We start from the raw sequence: 13,085 nt of genomic DNA on the forward strand, positions 1-13,085 counted from the left end.
AAATATAGCAACAAGTGATTTAATGCATATTTTTTTCGACAAAGTGTAAAATAATCGACGAAATGCATGTTATTTTATCGATGAAATGCACATTTTATCAGATATGTAGGATTAAGACTATAAAGTAGATTTACTTTTGATTAAACTTGTCTTTACTATTTTTGTTTTTACATCTTTATCTAAACCCGTGTTTTGTATTCTGTTTATAAGCAATTCGGCTGCATTTGCACCAATTATTTTGGCATGTTGCCTAATTGTCGTTAATCGAGGAAGTGTATGATTAGATTCTGATTTACTAGCAAATGCAATTACAGATATATCTTTTGGAACTTTAAAACCAAAATTAACTGCTGTATTTAATGCTATAATACCTGAAGAGCTATCTGCAGCTATAATACCATCAATATTTTTATTTTTCTTAAATAATGATTTTATCTTTTTTTGGTGGTCATCTTTCTTTTTAATCTTTAAAACAAAAGGCTCAAGGCTTCCTGTTTCTAAAATTGCTTTATTATAACCACGCTCTCTTAACTTACCTACACTTATATCATTAATATTACTTATAAATACAATTTTCTTTCTACCTTCTTCTATCAAACTTTTTGTGGCGTTGTATGTCGCATCAAAATCATCTACTATTACCTTATCACATAATACATCATGCGCTACCCTATCAAACATTACAATAGGCAACCCTTGTTTAATTGTTCTTTTAAAATGCTCAACCTCATTTTTCATTTGAGATTCTTCAGCTACTGATAATATAAAACCATCAACACTTCCATTTGCTAAAAGTTGCAAGCTTGCTTTTTCCTTATCTAAAGATTCATTAGATATATATGTAATTATATTATACCCTTGTTTTGTGGCTTCTCTTTCAATTCCAAATAAAACTTTTGCTAAAAACCTATTTAGAATATTTGGTATAATAACTCCAATCGTTTTAGTTTTATTATTTTTTAAACTTAGTGCTACTTTGTTAGGTTTATAATTATACAATTCTGCAAGCTCTTTAACACGACGGGCTGTATCTTCACCAATTTCTACACTATTATTTAATGCTTTTGAAACTGTTGAGATTGAAACGTTTAATTCTTTTGCTAATTGTTTTAAAGTAACCATTTTAATAACACTTGTTTTTTTTATATCTACGCAATTTACAAAATAACTATTAGCATTTATTATTTATTTTTTAACCTATCCTTTTTTTTATTTTTAGCCTTTTTAAGGTAGATTAGTATTAATAAATTTACTTTTGCTTACTGTAATTTAAGCATTAATTTCACAAACTAAATCAAACTATTTAATGAAATATTTAATTATAATTTTATTATTCCTTTTTGCAGGAACCCAATTAACCCATAGCCAAATTACAGGAAAAGTTATTGATAGTGATAGTAATGAGCCTATAGAATTCGCAACTACCGCTTTATATAATTCAGGCGGAAAATTAGTAACTGGTGTTGTTACAAATAAAGACGGTGTTTTTAATTTAGATGACATTAAAACAGGAACCTACTATTTAGAAGCCTCTTTTATGGGGTATACAACTTTAAAAACAAAAACAATTGAGATTAATAAAAAAGGACAAACCATTTATTTGGGTACTTTAAAACTAAACTTAGGAAGCCAACTAAACGAAGTTCTTGTTAAAGCAGATCGCTCTGCGGTAGTACATAAAATTGATCGTCAAGTATTCGATACTAAAAAATACCAAAATAGCGAAGGCGGCAATGCTGTTGATGTTATTAAAAATTTACCGTCTGTCACAGTTGATGGTCAAGGTAAAATAAGTGTTAGAGGAAGTAAAGGCTTTACTGTTTTAATTAATGGCAAACCAACGCAAGGAGATGCTAGTGCTATTTTAGCACAATTACCAGCAAATGCTTTAGAAACAGTTGAACTTATTACGGCTCCATCAGCAAAATACGACCCAGAAGGGAAAGGTGGCATATTAAATATAAAAACAAAAAAAGGAGCTACCAACGGCACATTTGCACAAGTAAATATTCGTGGTGGTTTCCCATCTATCGAACCTTATGATACAAAAGTTGCAGCACAGCGATATGGTATTGATGCTACGGTAAATAAACGAAACGACAAATGGAACATCTCTTTAGGTGCTAGCTACCAACGTAATGATAAAACAGGACGTCGAGAAGGCGAAATGTTTATTATAAATGAAGCCGAAAACAAAACTACCTTCTTACCATCTGATGGTGAACGTAGTTTTGATGATATAAGTTATAATGGCCGTTTTAATATTGATTTCACACCTAATAAAAAAGATGAATTCTCTTTAGGCTTTTTCGCCGGAAAGCACACAAAAGAGAGACTTGCAGATATTGTATATTATGATAACCATGCTGTATCTCCAATTGGTAGTGATAATAGGTTATATACATTTGAATATTATAACCATAATTTAAGGGTACGAAAAGGCGATTTTGCTTTAGGTAGTTTTGATTATGCTCATGTATTTAATGACAACTCAAAATTATCGACATCTATTCTATATGAATATACTTTTTTAGGTGGGCCAACTGAAAATGACAACTTAGGGCATCCTGATAATAGTATTATTTACCAAAAAGAATATAACACCAATGATAATCCGCTTTATGGAACACGCTTTAATATAGATTACAAATGGAAACCATTTACATTTGGCACTATTGAAACGGGATACCAATATCGTGACATAGACCATACAGGTGAATTTGTTTATGAGCGTGACGGAAATTTAGTAACAGAATTCTCAAGTGATATTGAATTAGAACGTATTATTCACTCTGGTTATGTACAATTAACTGGCAAAAAAAGCAAATGGGATTATGCTGCAGGAGTACGACTAGAATCTATGGACAGAACGTATACAGAAGCCCTAAAAAGCGAAACTAACCCTAATATTTATACATATGATTTTGTAAAATTATTCCCTTCAGCATCTATTCAATATGCTTTAAATAATAAAACAAATATTAAAGCAGCTTATAGCAAAAGGGTTGAACGCACAACAACATTAAAAATGAATAGCTTTGCAGAACGTGAGCATTCTGAAGTGTTTGAACAAGGAGACAATACTTTATTGCCAGAATTTATTGACTTAGCTGAAATAGGGGTTACAAAAAAAATTAAGGGCGGTAACTCAATATATGCAACCGCATATTTTAGGCATGTAAACAATGTTATTAATCGTGTAAACACATTAGCCTATGAATCTACAGGCGTTGTAATTGATAGTATAATTAACCGTGTTTATTCTAATGTTGGTAAAAGTAATGCTATTGGTTTAGAAGTTGGGGCTACTATTAAACCAACAAAAAACTGGTCTAATATAATTGGAGCTAATGTTTATAATTATGCCATTGATGGTGTTTTAAATTTTAATCATAGAGATGGTATTTCAAGAACCTACAATATTGATAGTAAATCCACTATTTACTCTTTAAATTTAAATTCAACTTATTCATTTTGGAACAATGCTTCTCTACAGTTTACATTTAATTATCTATCCGATAGAAATACAGCAATGGGAGAAGATTCAAGATTTTATTCGCCTAATTTAACCTTTAGAAAAACATTTCTTGATGATCGTTTAACAGCTACAATGCAATGGCAAAATATTGATATGGGCATGCTTAAAACTAATGAGCAGCGTATTACAACGTCTAGACCAAATCAATTTTATACCACCACTAATTATGTGTATGAGGTGGATATGATTTCTATAAACCTATCTTACAACTTTAATTCGGTAAAAAACAAGTCTAAATTTATTGATAGTGAGTTTGGCAAACGCGAGTTTTAAAGATTACATAGCAAACTTTTTTATTTTTTTTCCAACCTTATTAAATAAAAAAAGCACTCTAATTTTCAAAGATGAAAACAGAATGCTTAAAAAAGGAGTAAGTCTCACCAAACCCCCTCGCTATTAATTACTTAATACTTTTAATCAACAACTATTTAAAGTCTCTTTTATATTAAAAGAAGTTGTAAAATGTTTTATTGATTACACAATATTGACATCATTATCATGATAATCAAACTCTTTTAAAAAGGGTTTAAAACTTTTAAACATGTTATTTAATTTTTTGACATTTATAGGCTTTTCTATATAACCGCTACAAAATCTTTCGCTTTTAGCATTCTCAATAAATTTTATATTGTTTGATGCAGATAACATAAAAATCTTGATGTTTCTTTCTTTTGATATATCTAGTTTTTTGAATGCACTCAAAAATTGAAACCCATTCATTTTAGGCATATTTATATCCAATAAAATAAAATCTGGAATAAACATAGATTGTTGATTGTTTTCTGTATTAATTTTTTCTAAAAAACTAATAGCAGAAAATCCATTATTAAAAGTTTTTATACTTGAATCAATTTCTAATTTTTCGATATTTTTTTGACTAACAAATAAGTCAATTACATTGTTATCGATTAACATAATATTTACTTTCATAATTTGGTGGCTTTTAATTTAGGTTTGGTAATATAATTTCAAAACTAGCTCCTTTATTTATTTCGCTTTTAACACTAATGGTTCCTTCTAAATTTTCTACAATATTTTTTACAATATATAATCCCAATCCATCTCCTGGCGCATCATCTTTAGAAGCTCGGTAGTTCAAATTAAAAACATTATCAATACAATTTTCACTTATTCCTGCCCCATTATCAATAACTTTTATAATCACCTGTTTTTGTAAAGATTTAACAGATATATCTATTTTTGGAGTATATCCATTAGATAGTTCTTTAGAATATTTTAAAGCATTTTGAATTAGGTTTTGGAATATGGACATTATCCATTCTGGGTTAGAATTATAGTGATGATAATTAATAATGTCTTTATTAATTTTAAATAACTCAAAGTTTTTTGATCCAGAAAGCAACTCTAAAACTTGATTGATTATAATATTAAAATCAATAATTTGCAATGCATTTGTCCTGTTTGCAATTATTGGTTCATGATTTAAATTGTTAACCAGAGTTTTACCAACTTGTATTGTTTTAATCAACATATCTGATAAAGTATTAACTCTTTCGCTTACTTCTTCATCTTTTAAAAGTTCAAGTAATCCCTCTGCTGATGCAAAAGGTGCAACAATATCATGCTTAACACGATTTAAATATATTTCTAAAGCATTCGTTTGTTGTTTTAATTTATCTTCTAACTTTTTACGTTTTGTTATATCAATTATCGTGGCACAATAGATATTATTATTTTCTGTATTTATTGTATTTAAAGTAAATTCAACAGGGAATTCTTTTTCATTTTTACGAACACAATACATTTCTATTGTACCAGTTTTGTTCTTATATTTAATTTTATCTATTGCCCTTACTAATTCTTTAATATTTCTTTTTTTAGACCTATAAGATATTAAAACAGATAACGGATACCCTAAAATTTCTTTTTTTAAATACCCAAAAGCTAATTCTGCTGCTTTGTTCCACTCTATAATACTCCCTTGGTTATCTGTAACAACTATAACACCCACATTATTAGATTGATAAATTGATTTATACCTTGAGTATTCAATATTACGTTCTGTTAATTGTGTTGTTTGTATATGCGATTCTGTTATGTCTTTATATATTGCTATGTGGGTTGTAGTATTTTCTAGCTTGTTAGTTACAGGTATAATTGTAGTATCTAACCAAAATTGATTTCCACTAGTAGATTTACCACTTAAAACACCATGCCATTTATTATTCATTCTAATAGTACTCCACAAATCTTTATACTTCTTATCTGTATGAAGATGTGATTTAAATAACTTATGGGTTTCTCCAATTAAGCTATTAGCTTCACATTCTAATATTTCGCAAAATTCTTTATTAGCATATTTGATTCTACCTAATGAATCTGTAATTGTAATTATAGAATTATCACTTACAACATCTTTTAAGTCACCTTCTAGACTGTCTAATATATTATACTTGAATGCTTCCATAAAACTTGTCTTTTGTATCTAAACTATAAGCTTTAGCGGTATCTAATTCCCTAAAAACTGCAAATGGTGTAATAGGATTAAATATTCTTTTATAACTAGTAATTAATAATGTAATACCAATACTATTAATTACAAATGCCTCAGAAATTCTAAGTTTCACTAGTTCAATGTTTTTTGCTATTAATTTGGCAGCTGCAATCGAAAAGGTACCCTTAGCGTCTCTAACATCTATTAAAAATGGCATAGCTTTACCGTTACACAAATTAATTATAGCATCTATATAGCGCTTTGCTGTTTTATAATCTAGTGTAGATTTAGAATCCTTATTATTAAATTTACAATAAAGTATCCCAGAACTATCTGTCCAAAACATGGCATTTTCATAAATTATCACCCCTTCATTCATACATGTTTAAATTAAATTGAATTGAATTCTGAATATTGTTTTTGACTATACGCTATAGCTCTATTATAATTAGTGCTTATTTGAATAGGAATAACACCATCATCTCCAATACTATATAGTTTAAATAACAATTTTACATTTAATGATCTAACCAAAAAAGACTTTGAAATTACATGCGCTTTTATATTAGTATTACGTGATATAAACTTGTATAAACTATAAGCTTTAGAATAACTTAAATTAGTTAAATCAATTAATATAGGTTTGTAATTATCAAGTGAAAATGCAGTTATAACCTCTACAAAGAGTTGTTCAATTTCTATTTCAAGAATTCTTTTATCAAATTTGCTATTAAAACTGCAATAGATAATATGTTGGTCTAACCAAAATTTAACATTATCAAATATAATCTCCTTCTTCATTCTAACTATTTGAAGAATTATATGACAATTGGCGTGCCGCAATATTAAATAACAACTTAAAATACTTACTATAAGCGTATTATGAATTCAAGCAAAAACAAAACAGGAAGAAAAAACACGGTATGCCGTGTATTTTTCTTCCTGTTTTTAATAATAACGGTATACCGTTATTAATTTACGGTTTACTAATACCTAGTTTTTTCATTTTATCCCTTAGAGTACTAGGTTTTAAATCAAGCATGGTAGATGCTCCATTTGGCCCGCTAATTTTCCAATTGCATTTTTCAAGAACTTGATAAATGTGATTGCGCTGTATTGTTGCAAGCGTTAAATTTTTATCATTAATCGCTAGTTTAGATTTTTGAATTTCAGATTCAAACCCCGGAATTAACAGGGTTTCATCATTAGATAAAATAGCAGATCTTTCAATTAAATTCTCTAACTCCCTTATATTTCCTGGCCAATCATAAGATTTAAGTTGCATCATAGAATCATCAGAGATATATTTAATATTCTTGTCATATGCTTTGTTAAACTTATCGACAAAATGCTCTACTAATAAGGGAATATCATCTCTTCTTTTTCTTAACGAAGGCACAATAATAGGGAATACATTAAGACGAAAATATAAATCTTCTCTAAATTGTTTTTTTTCAATTTCCTCTATAAGATTTCTATTAGTTGCAGCAATGACTCTTACATTTAGTTTTTTTAATCCTGTTCCTCCTACTACCTCTATTTCTCCTTCTTGTAAAAATCTTAAAATTTTAGGTTGCATATCTAATGGTAGTTCGCCAATTTCATCTAAAAATAAAGTACCACCATCAGCTAATTCAAATTTCCCAACTTTGTCGCTAAAAGCACCTGTAAACGACCCTTTTTTATGCCCAAACAATTCACTTTCTATAAGTTCTCTAGGTATAGCTGAACAATTCACCTTAATTAACGGCTTACTATTTCTAAGACTATTATTATGTATTGCCCTTGCTAAAAGTTCTTTTCCTGTGCCAGATTCGCCTAATAACAATACCGTAGCATTTGTTGGTGCAACTTTTTCTACCTCGGTTAAAACATCACTAAATTCTTCACTACCATAAACCATTTCTTCATAGTTAAAAACTAAGTCTAATTCGTTTCTTAAGTAAACATTTTCTCGTTCTAATTGGTTTCGTAATTCTGTTAATTCTGTATTGGCTTTTACAAGTAATTCATTCGTTTCTTTCATATTAACCTCTGCCAATGTACGCTCTTTACTTTCTACCATTAAAGCCACAATACTAGCTATTGATGTTGCAAAGCTTTCTTCTTCTGATGTAAAAACCCTATTTGGAGTTATACATTCAAAACTAATTACACCATAATTACCATTTCTACCATATACCAAAACATCTATTCTTGCTAATATTTTAGCAGCTGTATATTTCTTTTCAGAAAATGCTTTAGTTATTGGATTAACTAATACATCTGAAATATTTAAACTGGTTTCATTTTTTAATGCATCAAAATATTCTGGAAATTCATCTTTTTTAACTAATACCTTTTCTGTTTCAAATTCATTATTTAGTTTATTAAAATGAATTCTACTTAACAATTCAGTATTATCATTTTTAAATTCCCAAATAGTCACCAAAGCAACATTTAGTGCATTAGCCGATGTTGTCGCTATTTTTTTTAAAGATGAATAAAAATCCTCTCCAATGAGGTTAGCTAATTCAATGATAATATTTTTACGTTGTTCTGATATTTTAACACTTTTTTTTAAAAAACTTTCTGTTTGTACTCTATACGTAATATCTGTAATTATAGTAAAATATGCTAAAACTTTACCCTTATTGTTTCTTATAATGGAACTTGATAGCATTACAGGGAAACGCTCTCCGTTTTTCCTCATTAATATAGCTCGTCTATTTTTATCTAAACTATTTAAAGGATCATTAAAAGCTTTATAAATTGAATCATACTCTTCTGGTGGCCAATAAGGAAAAGGAGCCTTAATACCTACTAATTCTTTTTCTGTAAAACCTGTCATTTCACATAAAGCAGAATTAACTTTTATATGAATCCCATTTGTATCTACTACAGATAATCCTTCATTTAATGAAGTAATTAGTGTTTCAGAAAATTCTTTTTCTAATTTTAATTCTATTTCGGCTGCTTTACGCTCGGTAATATCCTGTATGGTTGCAAAATTTGCAATTTTTGCTCCTTTTTCATCGAGTATACTTGATACTATAACCTGTACCGGAAAACGCTTACCACTTTTATGCATATAAGTGTTTTCGTAATTAGATTTATTTTTGTTTTGAGTTAATAACTTAAAACGTTCATCATTTTTTTCTTTTAACTCTGGAGGTGAAAATGGGTAAGGGCGTTTTAAACCAAGTAATTCTTTTTCTGTAAAACCTGTCATTTTACAAAATGATGGGTTTACACTAATTATTTCAGACTCTAAATTTATAGCATATAAGCCTTCATGCATAGATTTTAAAAGTCCTGAAGAAAACTCTTTTTCTTTTTTTATTTCTTCAATTGCCCTAAATCTTTCTATGGTGATGTTAGCTAAACTAACAGCAAAATTAAGCTCCCTAATCTCTTCTAAAGTTGGTTTGCTTACCGATTTACTATAAATTGCAAAAGTACCTAAAACAGTATTGTTTTTAGATAAAATTGGTATTGACCAACATGATTTTAAATTAAAATCTGAAGCCAAAGCCTTATAATCCTTCCAAGAATCATGATTACTTATATCCGAGACAATAACTGGTTTTTTGGTAAATGCCGCAGTACCACAAGACCCTACATTTTTACCAATTGCAAAACGCTTTAAAGCTAAATTATAAGGCTTAGGCATTGACGGTGCGGATACTAGATTAAGGTGAATTCCGTCTTCTTCAAGAATACTAATAGAACCAAAATAATTAGGATGAACTGCTTCATAATTTAAAAGTAACTTTTTAAATATTTTTTTTAAAGGCGTATTAACAGCTATTAAATCTAATATTTCATTTTTTTGAATTAATAATTGCTCTGCTTTCTTACGTTCTGCAACTTCATTACCTAAATCTAAACTTTTTTGCTCTAATTTATTTATTAAACGTTCGCTGTAAAGCTTTAAAACTTCATCCTGAGAAATTTTTGAGTTTTCAATTTGTGTTTTGTTTTTTTCTAAATTACCAAATATATTATTTACAGTATAAAGTAATTTATCGTGCTCTATTGGTTTTCTTAAAAATTTTGTGGCTCCTAGTTTTAAAGCGAAATCTTCATCTAATTCTTCTGTATAAGTAGATGTGTAAAAAACAAAAGGAATATCAGCAAATAATTTCTCTTTTTTACATGCTTGACAAAATAGATAGCCATCCATAATTGGCATTAATATGTCTGAAATAATTAATTCTACTTTATTGTTTTTGTACAGTTCTTTTAATCCATCACTACCATTTTTTGCTTCAATAACTATGTAACCCGCTTCTTCGAGTATAACTCTTAACAGGTATAAGTTTTCAAAAGTATCATCTACTATTAAAATAGTTTTTTTACTCATTATCTTTTTCTTTATGAAACAGCAAGGTTTGTGTAGCTTTAAAAATATAATAATATACTTTAAATTTAAACAAGTTTACTGTCAATACAAGTATCATTTAATCTTTGCAATTTATTTAGGAAGTGTAAATGTAAAATTAGTTCCTTTCCCAATTATACTTTCCACTTTAATTTCACCACCTAACTTTTCAACTAAATTTTTACTAATAGTTAAGCCAAGTCCAGTACCTTCTTGGTTTTCATTTAACCCAACATCTATTTGAATAAATGGTTCAAATAATTTATCAATATCTTTTTTTCTAATACCTATACCTTGATCAATTACTTGAGTTACTACAAAATTATCTGTTACATCAACTTTTACCAATATGATTCCTTCGCTAGAAAATTTAATTGCGTTTGATATTAAATTGATTAATATTTGCTCTACTCTTCTTTCATCACTATTTAAAGTTATATCAAATTCGGTTATTTCAGAATTAACAACAAGTCCTTTTTTAACTGCTTGAGGCATTAAAAAATCTATAGTTTTTTCTAAAGTTATTAAGTAATTAAATGGATGCAAGGACACTTTTAATTTTCCAGCTTCAATTTTAGAAAAATCTAGTATATCATTAATTAATCCTAAAAGGTGTTGGCTACTATTTTTAACCATTCCTAATTGTTTTTTTTGTTCTTTGTTTAATGGTCCTGCAAACTCTTTTAATAATATTCCTGTAAATCCAATTATAGAATTCATTGGTGTTCTTAGCTCATGAGACATGCTTGCTAAAAAAGCAGACTTCATTAAATCTGCAGATTGTGCTTTTACTTTTTCTTTTTCTAACTCTGCTGTTCTTAATTTTACAAGTTCTTCAAGGTTATTTCTGTATTTTTTAAGTTCCAATTCCGCTTTCTTACGTTCAGAAATATCAGAAGCCACAACCCCTAATGCCATTGGCTCATTTGAATTGTTATCTCGAATTAAAAAACCAGACATTTCTACAGGTAATAATTTACCAGACTCAAAATGATTAAATTCAATTTCACCCTTCCATTTTATATCTTTATAAATTCTCGGCATTTGCTCCTTTATTACTTTATCTTTATATTTTTCAGGAAAAAAATCTGTAATAGAACCTGTTAATTCTTCTTCTTTTATACCTACTAACTGCCTACCACTTGAATTTAAATAAAGAGGCTTACCTTCTAATGTTGCTAATCCAACAAAATTATCACTAGTTTCAATTAATGAAAGCAACAACTGGCTTTTAATAGCACCTTTTTTACTTTCTGTTATATCTGTAAAATAAATAGTTAATCCTTCTTTAGATGGGTAAACTCGGTTTTCAAACCATTTATCTAGAGGTTTGTAATAATCTTCAAAATAAACAGTTTCTTGTATTTCAAAAGCTCTATGATATTCTTTATAAATAGGAAGATTAACACCTTCTGGAAACACTTCCCAAATATTCTTACCTATTAAATCATCAGGTGATTTTCCAATAAATTCCGCAGCTCTATTATTAACGTATATATAACACCAATTACTATCTAAAGATATAAACCCATCGGAAATTTGATTTAAATTTCGTCTTAATTGGCCTGTTAACTTATACTCAACCTGTTCTTTTTCAATTTTTAGATTTAAATATCGTTGTTTATATTTTATAATTGATAATACATCTCTATCTTGATTAGCGATAAATGTTGTTGATTTTGATTTTTCTTTATCAATATATTTTAAATACATATAGAGTATTATAGCATATACAAATGCCGCTATAGTTTTACCAAAAAGATGACTAATTAATGATGTTTTAAACACTTCTGTACCATAATACAAAAAGAAATTAAAAACAAAAGCATCAAATATCAATACTGTAAAAAGTGAAATAAATAGAACTAAAAAAAAAGATATTTTTTTAATTTTAGATAATAAATATTGATAAAGAATAATAATAAATAAAAAATCTACTAGTAATATACTTGTACCAAGTAAAAAATACTTAAAATTTTGATTAAAATAACCATCAGAGCCTGATGGGGAATTACTAATAACATGACCTATTTGCGTTTGAATATATATAATTTCAAACATCAATGTCATAACAATATTTGATACTATAATTCCAATAATTAGAGCTCTTGCACTTGCCACACCTTCTTTAATGTAAATTAACAATATGGCAAATAATACCGCACTAAATAATATTATAGAACCTGGATAAATATCATAATTATCAAATAATTCAAATTTAAAAGAACTCCCAGCATTTGCTTGTAAATATTGTACAGAACCTAAAAGTATGTAAAGTGGTGCTAAACCTATTTTAGCTCTATACTTAAACAATAAGATAATACTTGAAGATATAAGTAAAAACTCCAGAAGAATAGTAATATACAGATTCATATAACCTTTATTTCTATGAATAAATTTAATTTAGTACTATAAAGTAAGTGCCATTATACATTAATTATACACTACAACATTTATATATAATCTTAAAATTAATTCTTGTTAAGGTACGATATTCCTACAAAACATTAATATTAGAAAATTTCGATTTTACAGAAATGGCTAAAATGCTATAATAACTAGACTTTATAATTCAAAGATTTAACGTTTAATATTTAAACTTTTATGAAGTAAAAAAGCATCTAAAACAAAAAAGCATCCCTATCTTCTTCACAGAAAAAAGGAAAGCTTTCCATTGGAATACCAACTAAATTGGTAAACTACATCACGCTTTTGGCGTGATCAACACA

Annotated in this window: 8 protein-coding genes; 1 reads left to right on the forward strand and 7 read right to left on the reverse strand. The window is 28.0% G+C overall.

Going from position 1 to position 13,085, the window contains the following annotated elements; translation table 11 throughout:
- Positions 1–117: 117 nt before the first annotated feature.
- A complete protein-coding gene (locus Q0842_RS02885) occupies positions 118–1,122 on the reverse strand; it encodes a LacI family DNA-binding transcriptional regulator (protein WP_298494138.1) in 1,005 nt (334 codons plus the stop codon).
- 184 nt (positions 1,123–1,306) lie between these two features.
- Between Q0842_RS02885 and Q0842_RS02890 the strand changes: the two genes are divergently transcribed.
- Positions 1,307–3,811, forward strand: coding sequence for an outer membrane beta-barrel protein (locus tag Q0842_RS02890; RefSeq protein ID WP_298494140.1), 2,505 nt, complete (start codon positions 1,307–1,309; stop codon positions 3,809–3,811).
- 201 nt (positions 3,812–4,012) lie between these two features.
- On the opposite strand, the gene Q0842_RS02895 is transcribed toward Q0842_RS02890, so the two are convergent.
- From Q0842_RS02895 to Q0842_RS02920, 6 genes are all read right to left on the reverse strand, one after another.
- Positions 4,013–4,468 carry a response regulator gene (locus Q0842_RS02895; protein WP_298494142.1) on the reverse strand — a complete coding sequence of 152 codons (456 nt, stop codon included), beginning with the start codon at positions 4,466–4,468 and terminating at the stop codon, positions 4,013–4,015.
- A 13-nt stretch (positions 4,469–4,481) separates the two neighbouring features.
- Complete coding sequence (locus Q0842_RS02900) at positions 4,482–5,966, reverse strand: PAS domain-containing sensor histidine kinase (protein WP_298494144.1); 1,485 nt, start codon at positions 5,964–5,966, stop codon at positions 4,482–4,484.
- Positions 5,947–6,372, reverse strand: a complete 426-nt coding sequence (locus Q0842_RS02905) for a hypothetical protein (protein ID WP_298494146.1) — start codon at positions 6,370–6,372, stop codon at positions 5,947–5,949. The genes Q0842_RS02900 and Q0842_RS02905 overlap by 20 nt, the downstream gene beginning before the upstream one ends.
- Before the next feature lie 11 nt (positions 6,373–6,383).
- Positions 6,384–6,794 carry a hypothetical protein gene (locus tag Q0842_RS02910; protein ID WP_298494148.1) on the reverse strand — a complete coding sequence of 137 codons (411 nt, stop codon included), beginning with the start codon at positions 6,792–6,794 and terminating at the stop codon, positions 6,384–6,386.
- 175 nt (positions 6,795–6,969) lie between these two features.
- Positions 6,970–10,338: a sigma 54-interacting transcriptional regulator gene (locus Q0842_RS02915; protein ID WP_298494150.1), complete on the reverse strand. Its 3,369-nt coding sequence runs from the start codon at positions 10,336–10,338 to the stop codon at positions 6,970–6,972.
- A 111-nt stretch (positions 10,339–10,449) separates the two neighbouring features.
- Positions 10,450–12,729 carry an ATP-binding protein gene (locus tag Q0842_RS02920; RefSeq protein ID WP_298494152.1) on the reverse strand — a complete coding sequence of 760 codons (2,280 nt, stop codon included), beginning with the start codon at positions 12,727–12,729 and terminating at the stop codon, positions 10,450–10,452.
- Positions 12,730–13,085 lie beyond the last annotated feature (356 nt).

It is taken from the genome of uncultured Algibacter sp. (assembly GCF_947495675.1).
Classification (GTDB): Bacteria; Bacteroidota; Bacteroidia; order Flavobacteriales; family Flavobacteriaceae; genus Algibacter_B.

What these genes read in the sequence shown, in the direction of transcription:
- Q0842_RS02920 (WP_298494152.1), bottom strand. Translation starts at nt 12,729, where the DNA reads ATGAATCTGTATATTACTATTCTTCTGGAGTTTTTACTTATATCTTCA.
- Q0842_RS02890 (WP_298494140.1), top strand. Translation starts at nt 1,307, where the DNA reads ATGAAATATTTAATTATAATTTTATTATTCCTTTTTGCAGGAACCCAA.
- Q0842_RS02905 (WP_298494146.1), bottom strand. Translation starts at nt 6,372, where the DNA reads ATGAATGAAGGGGTGATAATTTATGAAAATGCCATGTTTTGGACAGAT.
- Q0842_RS02910 (WP_298494148.1), bottom strand. Translation starts at nt 6,794, where the DNA reads ATGAAGAAGGAGATTATATTTGATAATGTTAAATTTTGGTTAGACCAA.
- Q0842_RS02895 (WP_298494142.1), bottom strand. Translation starts at nt 4,468, where the DNA reads ATGAAAGTAAATATTATGTTAATCGATAACAATGTAATTGACTTATTT.
- Q0842_RS02885 (WP_298494138.1), bottom strand. Translation starts at nt 1,122, where the DNA reads ATGGTTACTTTAAAACAATTAGCAAAAGAATTAAACGTTTCAATCTCA.
- Q0842_RS02915 (WP_298494150.1), bottom strand. Translation starts at nt 10,338, where the DNA reads ATGAGTAAAAAAACTATTTTAATAGTAGATGATACTTTTGAAAACTTA.
- Q0842_RS02900 (WP_298494144.1), bottom strand. Translation starts at nt 5,966, where the DNA reads ATGGAAGCATTCAAGTATAATATATTAGACAGTCTAGAAGGTGACTTA.